We start from the raw sequence: 17317 nt of genomic DNA, 5'->3' as shown, positions 1-17317 counted from the left end.
CCATTAAACCCTTTGGGGGCGGGGGGGGGGCCGGGGGGCGCGGGGGGGGGGGGTCGGGGGCTGGGGGCGCGCGACGCGTGGGTGAGCGTCGCGCACCACAGGCCCTGCTCCGGAGCCGGTCAGCGTTCGATGTGGTTGCTGAGCTCGAGGAGGTTACCGTCCGGGTCACGGATGTACACGCTGTTGATCGGGCCAAGGACGCCGATGCGCTCGACGGGGCCGGACTCGATTACGGCGTTCTCAGCTTCGAGGTGCGCGATGACCTCGTCGATGGGGTCCGACACGATGAAGCAGAGGTGCTCGGTGCCAGGGCCGGGGTTCTCGGCGTGGGGCGCTATCTCCTTTCCGACTTCGTGCAAGTTGATCTTCGTGTCGCCGAAACGAAGGGCCTTGCGATCGTTGACGAGCATGCTGAAGGTAACGACCTCCATGCCCAGGACCCGGCTATAGAAGTCGACAGTGGCGTCGATGTCGTTGACGGTCAGGACGGTGTGGTCGAGCCGCTGGTACTTCATTGGGATCCTCCTGGAAGAGCAGTGGGTAAGGGAAAAGGTCAGGCGTCGTAGGTCAGAGCGGAAACTCGGCTGATACCGACGAACGCGGCTATCTCATCGAGGTCGGTCACGACGGATTGCAGGACGGGAATGCCGCCTTCCCTCCGCATATCGGTGACCCGGTGCCGCCGCTCACCGGGGATGCGCACGGGAGCATGGTTGTCGGTTGGGGCGCCGGCCCTGACCTCCTGCGCCAACTCATCGACTCTGGCGCGGATGGTGTCAGCGTCGCCGAGCGCGCCAAGGTTGAGGCAGAACACGAAGTGACCGAGTCCACCTTCGCCGTTCTGATAGGTGTGGCGGCTCCATTGGGCGCCGGCCAGTGGACCGCACAGCAACTCGACAAGCAGAGACATGGCAGACCCCTTGTGTCCGCCGTAGTTCTTGTCACCGCCGCCGAGTGGGAGAAGGGCGTAGCCCTTGCGATGGATGAGTCCCTGTACGGTTTCGGGGATATCGGTGGTGTTCTGACCGTCGGGCCCCAGCGCCCAGCCCTTCAGCATTGGCTCGCCCAGACGGTCCAGCTGCTCAAGTTTGCCGCGTGAGACGGTGCTGGTGGCACCGTCGAAGCAGAGAGTGCTGGTAGTGGTCGGCACCGCGTAGCAGAGCGGATTAGTACCGAACATGGGTTCGTTGGTTCCCATGGGTGCCACCTGCGGGACCGCGTTCGTGGAGACCAGTGCGAGCATTCCCGCCCTGGCGGCGCGCTCGGCGAACCAGCCGGCGATGCCCATGTGGTTGGATCGCCGGACCATCACTGTGGATGTCCCGAATTGCTGGGCTCGGGATACCGCGATGTCGACTGCCTCACGAAGGGCAGGCTGGCCCAGCCCGTTGTGCGCGTCCAGCACACAGACGCTGCCCCTCTCCGACACGGTCTCAGGAACGGCGTGCGGGTTAATGTCTCCGTTCCGGAGTCCTTCGACGTAGCGCCGCAGGCGAGCGACCCCGTGGCTTTCGACGCCACCCAGATCTGCTGCGACCAGAACCTCCGCGGTAACCTCGGCGTCGCTCTGACGGGCCCCTGCGGCGCGTAGAGCCTCGGTAACGAATCGGGTCAGTTCAGCGGCATCGATCAGCCGCCGCCAACCGTCGTCCCTTTCGGTAAGTGGCATGGAGCGTTTCCTGTCTGTCCCAAAAGATGGCAGAGAGCGGGGGCCACAATGGCCGAAGCTCCGCTTTGCTAGGTGGAGTAACGCAAGACCGTCAATGACGGCCATGGCTACCGCAGCTGCCCTGGGGCGGGGCGCCTCTCATCGCGAAGGGGCTCGTGGGCCGCGGTTCCGCTGAAGCGTGGTCAAAACCCGAAGTGACGTACTGGGCAGACCCCCAGGTGATTGCGAGCCGGCGGCGGAGCCTGCCGCCGGCGAGAGATCAGTGCTACCTAGGCTCCGTCACGATGGTGACGGCTCGGCGAACTCGTGCTTCCTGAGCGTCGATGTCGTTGTCGACCGGCGCGTCGAAGATGGCGGTGACCGAGCGGTTCGATGACTCCGTGAGAGGCTCCAGCTCGAAACCGCGCGGCTTGATCGAGAACAGCTCATGCACCGTGGCAGGTGCGTTCGGCTCGACCGCCTTCAGCTCCGGCCACAAGCCGGTTGTGTCCGCCAGCCACCGCGGGGTGATGCCGTCGAGGCCGTCGACCTTCACATCGCGCAGAACGCCAGGTGTGTGCTCGAAGTAGACCTGCCTCCCTCGGCGAGGGAACACAGCGGGATACTGCGTGTCCTGCCCCAGAGCAATGTCGATGAGCGCCGGCTCGATCGGCTTGCCGGTGGCCAAGTGGTAGAGGTGCAGGCACCCGTCCCCCGGCGCCCGCGCAGCGATCTCCATCAGGGCCACCCGGCCGTCGTCGGTGATGCGGTACTCCGCGTGGGCGTAGCCGTTCTCGAACCCCAGCCGCTTCACCACTCCCAGCTGCGCGTCGACGATCAGGTCCTTCTCGCGCTCGTCCAGGTTGTTGGGCGGGGTAGTGTGGATCAGCTCCACGAAGAACTCGGTCGAGTCCTCGTTGGTGCCCTTCTGGGTCAGCAGGGTAACGATGGGACGACCTTTGCTGACCAGCGTGTCGACGTTGTACTCGCGGCCTTGCACTCGCTCCTCTATGAGCAAACGGCTGCCGGGCTCCAACTCGGCAACGGCATCGATGAGCGCGTCCGTGTTTTCCACGACCCGGACCCCGATGCTGGATTCGCGGTCGAGCGGCTTGATCGCCGCCGGGAAGGGGCCGGCGTATGTCTTCGCCAGCTCCGCCGCCTCGCCGGTGTCCTCGAAACCGCCCTCAGGCGCTGTTACGAGCACGGAGACGGGGCTCCACTGGCGCAGGTAGCGGCGCTGCAGAAGCTTGTTTCGGCAGACTGTCGACGCGCGCCATCCGGGATTGGGCAAGCCGAGCATGTCGGCGACAATCTGGCCGGCATCCACGTACACCTCGGCGTTGACGAGCACTCCGCGTACGTCGTGCTCCTGCGCCCACACAGATACCTGGTCGGCTATGCCGCTGATGTCCTGGTAGTCACGCAGACTGACGTCGGTGAGGTCGGCGAAAGGGCCGTTCGGCGTGCCGAGAAGCTCGATGCCCTTCTGCACCATGGCCGATCCCTGCCTCTGGGAGATGGCCAGAACTCCTAGACCGCGCTTGCGCAGCTCGGTCAGGGACGGTCCGATCTTCGACAGGTCGCTGAAGACGATAACTGCTGGCTGCTTTGCGGCTGCACCCACGGGGTCACATGCCCTTTCTTGGAATCGGCAGGGGAGATCTTGGCGTCAGCCGAGTTGGACGGCATCGGCGGCCGCGGCGAACCTGGCCAGTGCCTCGGCCATCTCTTCCGCAGAAGTCGTGACCGGCGGCATGATCTTGAGCATGGCGCCGCCCATCGTGGAGGGAACACACACCAGGAGTCCGCGCTCGATGCACTCCGCCGCCAGTCGCTGGGAGGACTGCGGGTCGAGCGTGCCGTCCTCGTTGGTGCACGCAACACCAGCGATCATGCCCATCGTGCCTATGATTCGGCGGCGCCCCGGCAGGAGGGATACCCAGTCCGCGAGCCCGTCAGTCAGCTGCTTCCCACGGCGCGCAGCTTCGGCCACAAGGGTGCCGTCGGCGAAGAGCGCAAGGTTGGCCTCTGCCGCCGCGAGCGAGATGGGGTTACCGCTGTGCGTGCTGGTCAGCTCACCCGGCCGGACATCTCGTGTGAACTCCGGGTCACCGATCAGGACGGCCGAGATGGGCAACGAGCCGGAGAGCCCCTTGGCCACCAGCAGCAAATCCGGTCGCACCCCGATGTGCTCGTATGCGAAGAGCGCACCGGTGCGGCCGAAGCCTGACTGGATCTCGTCGAAGATGAGCAGCGCCCCGTACTGGCTGCACCACTCGCGTAGGGACTGAGCGGACAGAGGATCGATCTGGCGCAGGGTGGACCCTTGATAGATCTCGCCCATCACGCAACTGACGTCTTCGGGACGAGCTCCCACTTCAAGCAGCGCCTTCTCGATGTCCTGTGTGCTCCATACCTCCCCCCGCGCCGGATACGGCACACGGACGAAGATGTCGTCCAGGGCAGGCGCCCAGTCCCGCTGTGCCGGCAGTCCGCCGGCAAGCTGGGCTCCGAGAGTCCGGCCGTGGAAGGAGCCATGGAACGTAACGATCACCCTGGGGCGCGTGCGAGGTTGTGTAGCGCTGCGCGCCATCGCATACCGACTAGAGATCTTCAGTGCGCCTTCGACTGCCTCGGCGCCCGTCGTGTACAGGACCGACTGCGCGAAGCCGGAGAGCTCTGACAGTGCTCGCACGGTACGAGCCCGCACACGGGTGGGGAACATGTAGGCGTGAAGCAGGCCCTGCTGTGCCTGACTGGTGATCGCGTCGACTACTTCGGTGCGTGCGTGTCCGACGTTGGCAGTCAGAATGCCACTGGTCCAGTCGATCCAGTACCGGCCGTCCTTAGCAAAGACACGGCTGCCGCTGGCACGTTCCCATACGACTGGGTGCTGTGTGTGCATCGTGGCGGGCTCGTAACGTCGCAGCGTTTCGAGTACCCAGGCATCGGACTCGACGTCGTGAGAGGGGCCAGGCGGCCGACTCGTGTCTGTGCTGGTCAGCGCCGCCATGTCAGCCACGGACCGTCCAGGCGGTACCACTGGTGTCCGAGGCGGTGACCGACACCGCGACCAGCTGCTCGTCGCCGGTGTTGACCAGGCCGTAGTAGAGGCCGGCCGGCGCGAGACTAATAGTTCCGGGGCCGACCTCGTAGCGGTTCGGCTCGGGCAGCGGCCGCTTCGGCGGCGCGTCTAGGGGGTAGTGTGCCGACGGCACGTAGGAGCCGGCTGCTTCGGGCTCTTCGGTGTCGAAGGTCTGGAACTCGCCCTGGCCCTCGAGGACCACAATCAGCCCGTCTGCCTGCGGGTGCATGCGCGCCGAAATGTCCTGGCCGGGGTTGAGGCGCCAGGCAGCAGCCTGCATGTGTTCGCTTGACCACAGCCCCAGCTTGCGGGCCACCGAGTCGTGGCAGGGTTCTGTCGGCACCGTGATGGATCGAATACGCATGGATCATTGCCCTTCTGAGAAGTGGGTTCTACAGGTGCTGTTTTTGAGCGCCGGCAGGGCAGCTCAGGCCTCGAGGAACTGCATCTGCATGATCTGAGTGAAGAACTTGCCGCTGGGACGGATCTCGACTCCGTCGGTCTCCACGCGGATCTTTCGGGTCGCGATGGGCTCTAGGTCGGCCTCAAACCATTCCCCGGCCGCAACAGAGATGCCGTCCGCCTCCAGAATCGTCTTCTCGCCGCCCTGCTCGGGGTAGGCGACCACTCGCACGGTGCCGGGGAAGCCCGTGCGGATCACGGGCACGGCGCGGCGCTGCAGCCGGATCTTGACAGGGACTCGAATGCTGCCGAGGTCGATGTCGAGATACTCGACGTGTGGTTCGTTGCGGCTGAGCGAGCCCCAACCGGTGTGCGGGTTCCCGTCGAAGAGCGCCTGCTCATTCCAGAAGTCATAGCGGTGACAGCCGGACGAATCCGTCACGTAGCAGCCGTCGATGACCCGCAGCTGGTCAGCAGTCATGTCGTTGTGCCCCTTCTAGTTCTGGTTCGTAAGCCGAGCGCGCCGTTCGGCACTCAGCTTGTCGAGAACGTCCGGAATCTCGGCCAGGTCGTCGACGACGATGTCTGCCTCGCCTCGAGCCGATTCGGTGTGTGACAGGTGCCGGTCGATGAGGATGCTCGTCATTCCCACCCGCCTGGCTCCGCCGAGTTCGTGATGCTGTCCGTCGCCGACGAAGGCGCAGGAGGTGCCGGAAACCCCGAGTTGGTCGGTGGCACGAAGGTAGATGTCCGGGTGCGGCTTGAGTCGCCTCACTCGGTGAGAGAACACCGTGACATCGAAGTACTCACCCAGCCCGAGGCGGTCGAAGATCCATTCCGCATGGTCGGAGGCGTTCGATACCAGGGCAAGAGCGAATCCCTGGTCACGTAGGTGCTTGAGGAGTGGCACCGACTGCGAATCGACTTCGAAGCCGGCCACCATGCTGGGGAAGTGGCGCTCCACCACCGCACGTATGGCATCTGATGAGAGATTAACTCCTGTCGATTTCGCAGATAGAGATATGCGCTCGACTATTCCCGGGACGACCCCTTCCATGGTCTCGTCGTGGAGTTTGTCGTAGGACGACTTCCAGGAGTCGAGATTGAGCCCCAAGTCTTTCGCGACGTCACGAAAGAATGGATTGCCCGGCGTCCGGTGTACCAGCGTCGAAAAAAGGTCAAAGCAGACCCCTTGATAGACGTTAATAGAGATCCCTCCCTTTAGTTGATCGAAATGCGAGAATTCGAATCAGACGGTCTGCAGCGAGATGTCGGAAGAGAGATTCGGCTGCCCGAGGGGACGCTGACGCTCTTCGAAGAACAGGTTCTGACGAACCCAGTTCAACCCCATCCGGTCGAAGATGACATCGTGATCCGTTTCGACCCGCGCACCGTTCATAGTGATCTCATTGATCACAATCTCGGCGAGGTCGGCGTTGTCTGCCAGACGCAGGTTTCCCTGTACGTCTACGGCGTACGGCGTGTCCTCCATACCGAAGCGGAGTACATCGACGCCGCTATCCGGCTGCGCGGCATAGGTCGCCAGGCGCCGCAGCGCACACGCCGGATGGCCGCTCAAGGCCCCCACATCCAGGCGAGTTATGTGCTGGCCGGCCTGCTCAGGCAGCACAGCGGCGCCCACGGTGATGGTCACGTGGCGCTTCTTGATGCCAGGCGCAGCAAGGTCGTACTCGAGTTTACGAGCAGCATCCACCACCTTTTTGAACTCGCCGTAGCTCTTGGGATAAGGCAAGCGCGGCGAGAATCCGAACAGAAGGGTGATGTTCAACTGGCCGCTTCCACCGAGCCGGATCTTCGGGTGCTCCACCGCATATCGGGTCATTGCGTAACTGCGTGGGAACTGCACCCATTCCACTTCATGGAAGAGACCAAGCCGCTGGCGGGCCTTCACCGCACTTCGATACACCTCGAACTGGATAAGGGGCGAGGTCCGGCCATAGTCCGCCCCATTGCTCGTGGAGTACGTTTCGAGGCTGGTCGTGGTGAGCCGATCGGATGGTCGGTACTCAGCGACGATCTTACAGAAGCTTTCGCTGTCGATTAAGTCGAGGTCGAGGTCTCCGTACTGACGTTCTGCCTCGCACATCAACTGCAGTTCCACGGCAGCTTGAACTGTGACGAAGTGGGCTCCGCCGAGATGCAGAGGAAGACTGCTCTGGCTGATTCGCTCCCATTCGCCGAAACGCTGAATGCTTTCTCGCACTTCGGGGCCGTTACGGCTCGCTCCGAAGCTGAGCAACATCTCCTTGCAGCGACGCTGCAGTGGCCGGCTGATCTGCTGGTAGATATCGTTGCTGGTTGACTGCTCGTGCGTGTGAGGGTTTCTCGCGTGGTAGTGGTAGTAGCGGCATCCCATGCCGTACAGAGCTTCGGCCTCGGCAATCAAGGCAAGCTGAGAGTTCTTGATTGTAGTGCCGCTGCTAATCTGATCCAGGAGCGCGTTACCTGTGGCACGGTGGTTCCCAGGCGTGAACTTGGCGCCTGTAGATGCACAACCGAGTATGAGGCTCTTCCCGCCTGTCGCGACTTCCATATCTCCCCCAGCGATGCTTTTCGATGCCTGTGCAATGGTACTTGTGCTGATGCCGACCTCAAGGATGCGTCTTCGGCACATGGATGCGATTTACTCAGCAAGCACCATCTAGGTAAAGGCCAATTTTTCCGACGCGAACCCATCCGTGGAGCGCTGGCATAGCTAAGACGAAATCCACGACCTCTGACAAATCGTCGGGGTGAACACCGCTTGGCGGCATAATGTCAATGACGACGGTGGCGTCGGTATAGCTGATCAAGACTGCTTTCCACTGAAGAGGAAGGCTGGCAATCAGCCGTACTGCGGCAGTCTCGGGTGCAGCCCCGACTGGTCCGCCAATCCGCAATCGATACGTGGTGGATATGATGGTTTCCTAAAGTCACCAGGCGAGGCTATTTTTGGGGTTTACCCCCAGTCGTTTACATCCTCAGCGGTTGTAGACACGGGTGCGGGCCAGTCAGTCTCCGTCGCCTGCGTGACGCCAGCTCCGAGGAGCACAAGAGCGGCTGCACCGGCTACCGAGACGATGGAAATACGAATTGCCATCCGGGTGAGCTTAGCAGGGGCGAGATCTTCTCTTCGCATATTACTTATCCTCAGTTTCGCATGATGCTCGGGTGCTTCCTTCTGAGGTAAATTCTGTCCTGGATCGACCCGGCAATCGATAGGCCAAGTACTCAGCTTCCTGCACCCTCTCGGTGCCACTTACTGCACGCAAGCACAGTCAGTTTGTGACCAAGCGCCTGACGCTGCTCGACAGAATTTAAGGTGATACAAGGGCGAAAAGTTCATAATTTACAATTCGGACATTAGGTGCGTGCTGCGGTCACGTCCCATTCCATGTCGGTGCTACTGCCCCGTAAGGTGACAAGGTTCCTAGCACGCTGGGGTACGCCTGTGGCATATGCGCAAGGGGGTAGGGGGGCAGTGGCTTTGGCGAACTTGAGGTTCCTGGGCGTTGGGCCCGATGACGAAGAGACCTACAGACTCCTGTTACGCCGGGGAGGGTTCAGCCAAGCGGATCTAACTCGCCACCTGGAAGAGGACGTGCAAGGCGACGCTGCACTGGATCCGCAGGATGCCCACCGCCGGCTCATTGAACTGGGCCTAGCAACTGAAACTCCGGGCGGACTCCTCGCTCCCGTGTCACCAGCAAAGGCTGTGGAGGCGCTCGTGGAAAGCAGAGTGAGCGGGCTCCGGGACCAGATGGAAGACGAGGTATCCAGCAGCGGCATCGTTGACTCACTGCTTGGAGAACACGAAAAGTCCCTAGGGGCTAGCTCTCAACCTCTCCACACTGCTGGCACCACACGACACATCAAAGGAATGGCCTCAGTGCGAGCAGCCATCGACGAGCTAACCTTCTTCACCCGAACAGAGAGTCTTACGACGAGCCCTGTTGGTGTCCTGAGCGAGGAAAGCATAAGTCACGCACGCCTCATGGACAGCCGTATCTTGCGCCGTAACGTCCACATGCGCACCCTCATGGGCGCTCAGGCGCTCGAAGACCCAAACACGATGGATTACCTGCGCGAACTTACCTCGAAGGGAGCAAAAATCAGGATCTCTTACGAGCCAATTGAGCGCCTCATTATCTGTGACCGGGCTGCCGCACTAACTCCAATCGATCCGGCGCACACAACTAAAGGAGCGATTCTAACCCGAGACCCGGGACTGGTTGCCGCGCTGGTCTCGCTCTTCGAACGCATGTGGCAGACAGCGCACGACCTGCCCGCAACGGACGACGTGGGTGAGACGGAAAATGGCCTAGCAAACGCTCTGCAACGTGAAATTCTGCATTCCCTCTGCACAGCAGAAAAGGATGAGATCGGGGCCAGGGAGCTTGGCATCGCAGTCCGCACCTACCGCAAACACGTGGCGTCGATCATGCAGCTGTTGGGGGCCTCGAACCGGTTTCAGGCTGCTCTGCTGGCACGCGAGCGCGGATGGGTCTGAAAACGGGAGAAAGTCCGACTTGAACGCGGAGGAGTGGGCTGGACGCCCGTGACCCCTACCCCAGCCTCCGACCCGCCGCTGGGCACTCATACCCGCCCGCACCGTGCCGCGCGGGTCCTCAGCTGGTACGAGGCCCGCCTCTTCGAAGCCCGGACCGGCGGGGTCGATCCGGACCGGCGGGGTCGATCCGGACCGGGTCGCCGCGTGGCGCACCGGCCGGGACCGGGCCGTCGATGACCTGGACCGGCTGGAGGACGCCGACGCGGACGAGACCGTGCAGATCGCCCGCCTGTACGCCGCCCGCCTCAAGGAGCTAACGGAGTCCTGAGCAGCAGGGGCCGGGCGGGCACCGGCCGGACCTGCCAGCGGGCGGGCATCAGCGGCCGGGCCTGAGCCGCGATGCCGCCCAGTTCCTCGCGCATCCTCGGCAGCACCCGGCGCAGGGCCCGCTGGACGGAGTGGAAGCGGGCGGCCTCCTGCCCGGTGTAGGGGCGCAGGCGCTCGGCGGTCAGCGTCCACGGTGCCGCATGGTCGCGGCCGAGCGCCCGCAGGTCGGCGTCGAGCACGGTGACGGCGGCGATATCCGGGTCGGCGGCCGCGGCCGCCACGATCCCGGCGGCCGCCCGGCAGGCACGGTCGTGCACCGCCGGGGTCGCCAGCGCGGTCATGACGCCGAGGTTCATGGCGCGGGCGTGCCGGATGACCGTGCTCTGCCGGGTGTCGGCCGCCCGGCCCGCGAGGGCGACCACCTCGATCCGGTAGCGGGCCCGCGCGAACCGGGCCGCGCTGAGACGGAAGTCGTCGACTGTGAGGTAGTTGGCCTCGATGGTGACGTCGCCGCGCCGCTCGCGAACGTATGCCTCGGCCTCGGCCTGCCACGCCTCCGCGTCGGGACGGACCAGTTCGTCGGCGGTGCGGGGGCTGTCGGTGACGAGCTGGAAGTGGTCCGGGTGCGCGCCGCGCAGGCGGTCCGGCTCGATCCGTACGGGGCGCTGGCGCATCGCCTGCCGGATCACCCGGCCCGCCGTCAGCTGCCCGGCACCCGGCTCCCCGACCACGTAGACGACGACCGGGTCCGGGCGGGACGACGCGCGCCGCAGGTGGGCCGGGGCGATGAGCTCGTCGAAGATCCACCGGTGCTCGGCCCTGTTGAGGCGGTGGTAGCCGGTTCCGGGCGGACCGGGCAGCGGCTGCGCGATCCGGCGCACCGGCTCGGCGGCGGCAGCAGCCCGCTCCGCGTCCCGCGACACCGCCAGCCTCGCATCCTCTGGCAGCCGCTCGTCGTGAACCAGGACCTCCGCGCGTGTCAGGTCCCGACGGAAGCTGCGGGTCTGCGGCGCGGACCACGGGCGCAGATGCTCCGTTCTGGTCACCCTGGCCGCTGCCGACGGCCGGGACCAGACGCCTTCGCGGGTGACTTCGTTGTCGTACAGCGGCTCCATTCCCCGCCGCACCACGCCCACCCGGTCCGCGAGGAGCTCCGCCTCGATCACCGCGAGTGTCCGCAGCATCCCGGCCGTGCACGTGTCCTGGTTCTCCCACGACACGTACCGGAACCCGTCGGTGAGGAAGCGGCCCAGGACGCCGAGCTGGGCCAGGGCCTCGGCGGTCGCGACCGCCACGACCTCGATCCGGTAGCCCGAGCGCCGGTACGCGGCCGCCAGGGCGCGGGCCTCGTCCGGGGCGGCGAGCGCGGACTCGACCACCGCGTCGAACCCGCGCGCCCGGACATGCTCCTCGACCTCGGCCTGCCAGCGGCTCGTGTCCGGGCGGACCCCGGCGCCAGCGGTACGCGTGTCCGCCTCAAGGAGGGCGGGGTAGTGGCGGTGGGCCGCCTTGTAGAGATCGCGGCCGATCCGCACGGCGCCGCCCCGGCGATCCAGGGCCGCCTGGACCAGGTCGGCGACCGCCGTCTTCCCCGCCCCGGGCGGGCCGCCGACGACCACCACCACCGGCCGGTCCTGCCGCACGGCCCTCTTGGTCGCTGCCGGAAGGATCAGCCGGTGCAGTACGTCCTCGTGCTCTTCCTCGCTCAGTACCGCCGAGGCGACGTGTGCTTCCAACTGGCCCTCTCTGAGCGGCTGTTCATGGTTTCCATGCCCTGTTGCCACCACCCTAACAGGGTATCCGAAAGGGTTAAATGTTCGAGTGAAAGATTGAGATAAAACCTGCTACTGTTCAGGCTGGAGGTACCGACATGGCATCCGAAGAGGAACTGTTCGCGTCCATCGACGCCCTGCTGGACGAAGAGCCCCAGCTCCCGCCCCCGGCGGAACGCGCCCGCCTGCGCGAGGCCGCCGGCATCACGCAGGCACGCCTCGCACAGGCCCTGAAGCTGAAGTCGACGCAGAGCATCAAGAACTGGGAGAACGGCCGCAGCGAACCGACCGGCGCACGCCTGGCGGCGTACCAGCGGCTCCTGGAGGGCTGGGCAAAGAAGTACCCGCCGCAGAGCCAGCCCATCCCGACAGGGCAATGGGCGTCGCAGCAGAAGCAGGTGGCACTGGCCGGGACAGCGAAGCCGATGACGCCCGAGCGGACAGCAACGCCCGCGGAGCCGACGGAGGGCCAGCAGCGGCCCGCCGGCCCCGTGGAGGCTCCCGCCGCTCCCGCCGCTCCGGCCGCCCCCGCACGACCCGCCCGCCCGGCCGCGGCCGCGGCCGGACGCCCGGCAACATCTTCGCGGCGCCCAGCCGCGAAGAGGGCCGCCGCGCCTGCGGTCGACCCGCGCTTCCCGCACGGCCCGCTCGCCGTGCTGGACGCCGACGGCTCCGCGTACGGCGTCGACGGGATCGTGCTGGACTGCCCGGCGACCACGGTCGTGGAGCTGGTGGAGTGGACGCTGCGCGAGGCCGGCCTCGGCGCGCCGAAGCTCCACCGCAACGGCAAGGACTCCGACCCGCTGATCGTCCTCACGGCGGCCGCGGCCGCGAAGTTCGGGCTCCCCGAGCGCCTGGAGGACCGCCGCGGGCTGCGCCTGGAGGAGGACCACCCGGTCGTCAAGCAGATCATCAAGGCCAAGTGGCAGCTCACCCAAAGGGGATTCGGGCCGTGGGCCCGCATCTACCGCAAAGCACAAGGCGCCCAGCGCCAGTGCGTGCAGCTCGCGATCCTGCCCTGGGACGCACTCGATGAGCGCTCCTGGCCCGGCGTCACGGACATGGAACCGGCCGACATCGCCCGGGTCCTGGGCATCTACGCCCAGCGGGTGGCCACCCCGCGCGGCAGCACCGCCGTCTCCGGCCTGGAGCTGATGACCGCACTGCGCCCGCCGACCCGCCCGGTACGCGACGAGGAGACCGGCAACTGGGTGAGCGGCCCCAACCCCGGCTCGCTCGGCACCGAGGCGATGGACCCGGCACCGCCGGAGGGCCAGCCCGAACACCCGGCCGTCTTCCACTCCGGCTGGGACGGCGGCTTCCTCCACGAAGAGGCGTACAACTGGGTGCGCCCGGTGGAGCTCCTCAGCGATGAGGAGTGCACCCTGCCCTACGCGATCGGCCTCGACCTCAACACCGCCTTCCTCGCCGCCGCGGCCCGCCTGGTCGTCGGCCTCAGCGCCCCCGACCACTTCCACGCCCCGAAGTTCAACCCGAAGATCCCCGGCTCCTGGCTGGTCGACCTGTCCCACGTAGAGATCGACCCACGCCTGCCCTCACCGTTCACCCCGTCCGGCGAGCACCCGACCGGCCCGGCCTGGTACCAGACGCACACCGTCGCCTACGCCCAGGAGCTCGGCTACAACGTCGAGATCCTGGAGGCGTACCTGCGCCGCGAGACCGGCGCGTACCTCGACCCCTGGCACGACCGGCTCAAGACCGCCTACGTCGACACCCTCGCCGACATGGGCGTCACCAAGGACCTGACCGACCCGGAGTTCCTCGGGGCAATGGCCCGGCACAAGGACGTCGACCCCGCTTTGACCGCCGTGCTCGCCGCGATCAAGGGCACCATCAAGGGCGGCATCGGCAAGCTGTTCGAGAACCCGCAGGGCAAGAACCACAAGCCCGGCGACCCGTGGCCCGGCATGCAGCGCCCCACCTGGCGCCCCGACATCCGCGCCGCCGTCATCAGCAAGGCTCGGGTCAACATGCACCGCAAGCTCGCCAACATGGTGAAGCTGACGGGCCTCTACCCGCTCGCGGTGCTCTCCGACTGCGTCGTCTACCCGAGCCCCGGCGCCAGCCCGCTCGACTTCCTGCCGTACGCCGCCAGCGGCAAGCCGCAGCCGGGCGGATTCCGCCTCGGGCCGACCCCCGGCCTGGCGAAGCTGGAAGGCGTCCAGTCGATGATGTGGGCGGTCGACGTGATGGAGAAGGGCCACAACCCCGCCAGCCTCATCAAGGGCGGCAACGCAGAGCTGGACGAAGGGGAGTAGACCGTGCGAGAGATCGAGAACGCCATCGAGCGCGCCGAACGGGAAGCGTTCACCCGCCAGCCGCCCAAGACCCTCAAAGCCCAGATCAACTACCTGCTCAAGCAACTGGGCACCTCCAAGGCCGTCGCCCAGGAGCTCGGCATCACCGCCGACTCCGTCAACCGCTACCGGCGCGGCGCCCGCAAGAACCCGCCCAAGCACATCGCCAAGAAGATCGACGGTGCCGTCCGCTCCCGCTGGCAGCCCCAGGTGCGCCGACGCCGGCGGAAGCAGGCGGCCAGCAGCGGCGGGATCACCGTGGAGACCCGGGCGTCCTTCGGCTACAAGGCCGCCGGAGGATCGACCGACGAACCGCGGATGCGCCGGCTGACCGTCCACCTCCCCGCGGCCTACGCGCGCCGCCTGTTCGACGCCCGAGACGAAGGGTCCAGCGACCAGAAGTTGCGTGAAATCATCGCCGAGGGATTCAGGGAAGTGTATTTTCAGGACGGCGGACGCCGCGCAGGAGACCTCCACGAAGTCGAAATGAAGAACATCGACTACCTGGATCTCGATTACTAAATTCGGAGCCTTCTATGGCGAGCATCAATTACCCGTATCCGGACCCGCAGAACGAATCCGAGTGGGCGGCGAACCGTCGGGCCGCCGACGACTACCAGCGCCAGGAGGAGGAAGCGGCCACCCTCCTCGACCTGGCCGATGAACTTCCCCCTCTCGCCCCCGAGCTGCTCCTTGAACAGGTACGGCTCGACCTGGCCACCGCCGGCCTGCACGTCGCTCCGCCCCAACCGCTCACCGACGAGGACCAGGGCGGCGTCGTGGTCTACCTCGACGACGACGCCCAGGTCGTCGTGGACTGGCTGCCCAACGCCCGCCTCGACCGCCAGGCGCTCGACATGGTCGAAGCCGACCGGACCGACGACGAGGCCGTCGTCCGCTACGAAACCGTCCGCGCGGCGATGAACACCGCCCTCGGCACGATCCTGACCGGCTTCCGCTACACCACCCGACCGCAGTTCGGGTATGGCCACATCATCGAACAGCCTTCCTCCGCCGGCCCCGATCGCCCGGAGCGCCCCCGTGCCTGAGCCCGACCAGAGCCCCGGACGATCCCGGTCCCACGTCGTCGCCTACCGGCACCCTGACCTGGGCGGTGTGCTGCTGTGCCGGGAGCACGGCGAGAGCTGGGCCGGTCTGATCCCGCTCACCGCCGACGACATCCCGTACGGCGGATTCTGCGGCTGGGGCACGCCCGACATGCACGTGTGCGGCCGCGCCTTTCCCGCGAAGAAGCCCAGGCAGTGAACCACCCCGAACACTCACTGAAAGAAGACGCGCGCATGCCCACTGAACCCGCAGCCATCGACCGCGACAAGAGCCCTTTACTCGATGCCGACCACGACGCTGTCCGCATCGCCGACGCGCTGCGCTCCAGCCCGCACATCACCTTCGTCGCCCCGGCCGCGCCCGGTGACGAGACGGTCTGGTTCCGCGATGCCGACGGCACCGGCTTCGAGCTGTCGCTTGCCGCCGTGGAGCCGGACCCCGACGCTGAGCGGGTGGCCTACGCCTGGGACGCCGTGGTCGCCGCGATCGGCAACCACCGGCACTTCATCCGTGCCGCCCTCGAACAGCCGTCCTTCGGGCCGCTCAACCTCAACACCATCACCGCGCTCACCCGCACCGGCAACGAGTACACCCTCACGCTGACCGCCGGCTACCGCCCCGTCAACGACCAGGAGCACGCCACCCCGGCCGCCGACATCGCCCACGCCGCCGACCGGCTGCTGATCAGCGACCCGAGCGACGCGGAACGGGCGACGGCCGAACTCCTCAACTACCTGGCGGCCACCTGGGACAAGCAGGACCTCCCGCTGCGCGAGCACGCCCAGGCCGTCGCCCGCGCCCTGCCCCGGTAGGAGGGGATCCGCCCATGACCGCATCCACGGCCACCCGGCGCGCGTACGGTGAGGTGACGACCCGCCGGGAGGACCAGATGAGCGCGCAGCCCGACCACGCCCCCGTCACGCCGTACGCCCCCGCGCCGGGAGCTCCGGCCGAACTGCTCCGCCAGCTGCGCGCCGACCGGCGCGCCGCGCAGTGGGTGCCGGCCTTCGAGCAGGAGTGGGCGACCGCCTTGGAGGAGTCCCGCCGGACGTTCTCCCTCGGCGGGCTGTACAAGGTCCTCCAGGACTGGCAGGGCCGACTCGCCCACGCCCCGGCCGTCGATGCGTTCGTCGCCTCCGGCTACGACGACAGTGAGGCCATCGACATGGCGGAGCTGCGGGGAAGGCGAAAGCACCGGTGAGCGGACAGCCATACGCGGTCCGCTTCTCCACTCCGGCCGCGAAGGTCCTCGACACGCTGCCCGAGCACGTCGAAGACACCGTGTGGGACGTCCTGGGCGCTGCCGCCGCGGACCCGTGGGGCTTTCGGCAGTGGAACGCGGAGGACCTCGAGGGCGAGGACGTGCGCTACGCGTCCGTCGGCCAGCTCTCCCTCACCTACTGGGTGAACCGGCCGCTGCGCCGCCTGACGGTTCTGAACATCGTCTGGCTCGGCTGAATCAGCCTGCACACCCAGTGCCCTGCCCCTCAACCTGCTGGGGCAGGGCACTGGGTGTGTCCACTGCTCTACAAGCGCGCAGCTCATCAGGTACAGCGGCTTGACCTGGTTGTCAGCGGCGGACGTTCACCGTCACGCTCACGATGGTGCCGCCCGCGAACACGGCACCACCGAACAAGGCCACCGAGGGAATCTGCTCTGCCTGGCCAAGGACGGCCAGCAGGCAGATGACAGCCATGGCCATCAGCGCCACAAGCGGGGGAGTCCACTGAACCACCCGGGCAAAGCGGGGCTCGGGTCGCATTGCTGTACCGTTTCGCGATGTTGCTTCAGGATTCATGTCTCGTGATTTCTCTCGTCCGGATGTGCTCTTGAGGTGGCTCCGGGGAGTCCTCCGCCGCACCCACGCCGCCAAAGCTCGGGTACGGCATCGGGGCTCCCCTTTGCCGTGCAAGACCACGAATGATCATCCCCAGGGGTAACACCTCCTCCCCCGGCGAAGAGATCCACCGCGTCGTCAAATGTGTGACGAGTGGCGGCGGTTGCTCTGCGCGAATCCTGCACCCCGCAGACGCGGGAAAGCCAATCCGGCACCCTCCGGAGTCACACGAAAAGTGCCGCAGACGCCGAACAGTGACTCAGCGTGTACGTCTGATCTTCGGGTAAGGCGCAGCCGTGGACGCCTGCCTGTGTCTGACTCGGATAGCCACCTGGTGACAACGGCCC

The 17317-nt window shown here is 66.2% G+C and carries 19 protein-coding genes; 9 read left to right on the top strand and 10 right to left on the bottom strand.

The window, feature by feature from the left end; translation table 11 throughout:
* Positions 1-119 precede the first annotated feature (119 nt).
* The 8 genes from ACFCV8_RS29330 to ACFCV8_RS29295 form a co-directional block, all read right to left on the bottom strand.
* The gene (locus ACFCV8_RS29330; RefSeq protein WP_376688487.1) at positions 120-515 is read right to left on the bottom strand and encodes a VOC family protein; all 396 of its coding nucleotides are present in this window, start codon (positions 513-515) and stop codon (positions 120-122) included.
* Positions 516-553: 38 nt separating this feature from the next.
* A complete protein-coding gene (locus ACFCV8_RS29325; protein WP_376688486.1) occupies positions 554-1669 on the bottom strand; it encodes an Ldh family oxidoreductase in 1116 nt (371 codons plus the stop codon).
* A 265-nt stretch (positions 1670-1934) separates the two neighbouring features.
* Positions 1935-3275: an acetyl-CoA carboxylase biotin carboxylase subunit family protein gene (locus ACFCV8_RS29320; RefSeq protein WP_376688485.1), complete on the bottom strand. Its 1341-nt coding sequence runs from the start codon at positions 3273-3275 to the stop codon at positions 1935-1937.
* Between the two features lie 45 nt (positions 3276-3320).
* A complete protein-coding gene (locus ACFCV8_RS29315; RefSeq protein ID WP_376688490.1) occupies positions 3321-4664 on the bottom strand; it encodes an aminotransferase class III-fold pyridoxal phosphate-dependent enzyme in 1344 nt (447 codons plus the stop codon).
* Between the two features lies 1 nt (position 4665).
* Positions 4666-5100: a cupin domain-containing protein gene (locus ACFCV8_RS29310; protein WP_376688484.1), complete on the bottom strand. Its 435-nt coding sequence runs from the start codon at positions 5098-5100 to the stop codon at positions 4666-4668.
* A gap of 63 nt (positions 5101-5163) precedes the next feature.
* Positions 5164-5619, bottom strand: a complete 456-nt coding sequence (locus ACFCV8_RS29305) for a discoidin domain-containing protein (RefSeq protein ID WP_376688483.1) — start codon at positions 5617-5619, stop codon at positions 5164-5166.
* A 15-nt stretch (positions 5620-5634) separates the two neighbouring features.
* Positions 5635-6345 (bottom strand): HAD family hydrolase, encoded by a 711-nt coding sequence (locus ACFCV8_RS29300; RefSeq protein ID WP_376688489.1) that lies wholly within the window; start codon positions 6343-6345, stop codon positions 5635-5637.
* A gap of 42 nt (positions 6346-6387) precedes the next feature.
* A complete protein-coding gene (locus ACFCV8_RS29295) occupies positions 6388-7692 on the bottom strand; it encodes a hypothetical protein (RefSeq protein WP_376688482.1) in 1305 nt (434 codons plus the stop codon).
* 927 nt (positions 7693-8619) lie between these two features.
* Here ACFCV8_RS29295 and ACFCV8_RS29290 point away from each other — a divergent pair.
* The gene (locus ACFCV8_RS29290; RefSeq protein WP_376688481.1) at positions 8620-9648 is read left to right on the top strand and encodes a helix-turn-helix transcriptional regulator; all 1029 of its coding nucleotides are present in this window, start codon (positions 8620-8622) and stop codon (positions 9646-9648) included.
* 103 nt (positions 9649-9751) lie between these two features.
* On the top strand, positions 9752-9976 hold the full coding sequence (locus ACFCV8_RS29285; protein ID WP_376688480.1) for a hypothetical protein: 225 nt from the start codon (positions 9752-9754) through the stop codon (positions 9974-9976).
* On the opposite strand, the gene ACFCV8_RS29280 is transcribed toward ACFCV8_RS29285, so the two are convergent.
* A complete protein-coding gene (locus tag ACFCV8_RS29280; protein WP_376688479.1) occupies positions 9954-11711 on the bottom strand; it encodes a zeta toxin family protein in 1758 nt (585 codons plus the stop codon). The genes ACFCV8_RS29285 and ACFCV8_RS29280 overlap by 23 nt on opposite strands.
* Before the next feature lie 134 nt (positions 11712-11845).
* On the opposite strand from ACFCV8_RS29280, the gene tap reads away from it, so the two are divergent.
* The 7 genes from tap to ACFCV8_RS29245 all read left to right on the top strand — a co-directional run bounded on the left by tap (position 11846) and on the right by ACFCV8_RS29245 (position 16591).
* Complete coding sequence (tap, locus tag ACFCV8_RS29275; protein WP_376688478.1) at positions 11846-14026, top strand: telomere-associated protein Tap; 2181 nt, start codon at positions 11846-11848, stop codon at positions 14024-14026.
* Between the two features lie 3 nt (positions 14027-14029).
* Positions 14030-14587, top strand: coding sequence for a telomere-protecting terminal protein Tpg (tpg, locus tag ACFCV8_RS29270; protein WP_376688477.1), 558 nt, complete (start codon positions 14030-14032; stop codon positions 14585-14587).
* A 14-nt stretch (positions 14588-14601) separates the two neighbouring features.
* A complete protein-coding gene (locus tag ACFCV8_RS29265) occupies positions 14602-15114 on the top strand; it encodes a hypothetical protein (RefSeq protein WP_376688476.1) in 513 nt (170 codons plus the stop codon).
* The gene (locus ACFCV8_RS29260) at positions 15107-15331 is read left to right on the top strand and encodes a hypothetical protein (protein WP_376688475.1); all 225 of its coding nucleotides are present in this window, start codon (positions 15107-15109) and stop codon (positions 15329-15331) included. Before ACFCV8_RS29265 ends, ACFCV8_RS29260 begins: the two co-directional genes overlap by 8 nt.
* Before the next feature lie 35 nt (positions 15332-15366).
* The gene (locus tag ACFCV8_RS29255; RefSeq protein WP_376688474.1) at positions 15367-15945 is read left to right on the top strand and encodes a hypothetical protein; all 579 of its coding nucleotides are present in this window, start codon (positions 15367-15369) and stop codon (positions 15943-15945) included.
* Between the two features lie 77 nt (positions 15946-16022).
* The gene (locus tag ACFCV8_RS29250) at positions 16023-16334 is read left to right on the top strand and encodes a DUF6247 family protein (protein ID WP_376688488.1); all 312 of its coding nucleotides are present in this window, start codon (positions 16023-16025) and stop codon (positions 16332-16334) included.
* Entirely contained in the window at positions 16331-16591 is a 261-nt protein-coding gene (locus tag ACFCV8_RS29245; RefSeq protein WP_376688473.1) for a hypothetical protein, read from the top strand. The genes ACFCV8_RS29250 and ACFCV8_RS29245 overlap by 4 nt, the downstream gene beginning before the upstream one ends.
* Positions 16592-16703: 112 nt before the next feature.
* Here ACFCV8_RS29245 and ACFCV8_RS29240 read toward each other — a convergent pair whose 3' ends face one another.
* Positions 16704-16895, bottom strand: coding sequence for a hypothetical protein (locus tag ACFCV8_RS29240; protein ID WP_376688472.1), 192 nt, complete (start codon positions 16893-16895; stop codon positions 16704-16706).
* Between the last annotated feature and the right edge of the window lie 422 nt (positions 16896-17317).

Origin of the sequence: Streptomyces sp. NPDC056347, assembly GCF_042262625.1 — a bacterium.
Classification (GTDB): domain Bacteria; phylum Actinomycetota; class Actinomycetes; order Streptomycetales; family Streptomycetaceae; genus Streptomyces.
This window is presented reverse-complemented; position numbering and strand designations above follow the sequence as displayed.

Coding starts and splice junctions, on each gene's coding strand:
- ACFCV8_RS29265 (WP_376688476.1), top strand. CDS start 14,602: ATGGCGAGCATCAATTACCCGTATCCGGACCCGCAGAACGAATCCGAG.
- ACFCV8_RS29310 (WP_376688484.1), bottom strand. CDS start 5,100: ATGCGTATTCGATCCATCACGGTGCCGACAGAACCCTGCCACGACTCG.
- ACFCV8_RS29325 (WP_376688486.1), bottom strand. CDS start 1,669: ATGCCACTTACCGAAAGGGACGACGGTTGGCGGCGGCTGATCGATGCC.
- ACFCV8_RS29255 (WP_376688474.1), top strand. CDS start 15,367: ATGCCCACTGAACCCGCAGCCATCGACCGCGACAAGAGCCCTTTACTC.
- ACFCV8_RS29330 (WP_376688487.1), bottom strand. CDS start 515: ATGAAGTACCAGCGGCTCGACCACACCGTCCTGACCGTCAACGACATC.
- ACFCV8_RS29295 (WP_376688482.1), bottom strand. CDS start 7,692: ATGGAAGTCGCGACAGGCGGGAAGAGCCTCATACTCGGTTGTGCATCT.
- ACFCV8_RS29250 (WP_376688488.1), top strand. CDS start 16,023: ATGAGCGCGCAGCCCGACCACGCCCCCGTCACGCCGTACGCCCCCGCG.
- ACFCV8_RS29305 (WP_376688483.1), bottom strand. CDS start 5,619: ATGACTGCTGACCAGCTGCGGGTCATCGACGGCTGCTACGTGACGGAT.
- ACFCV8_RS29240 (WP_376688472.1), bottom strand. CDS start 16,895: ATGCGACCCGAGCCCCGCTTTGCCCGGGTGGTTCAGTGGACTCCCCCG.
- ACFCV8_RS29315 (WP_376688490.1), bottom strand. CDS start 4,664: ATGGCGGCGCTGACCAGCACAGACACGAGTCGGCCGCCTGGCCCCTCT.
- tap (WP_376688478.1), top strand. CDS start 11,846: ATGGCATCCGAAGAGGAACTGTTCGCGTCCATCGACGCCCTGCTGGAC.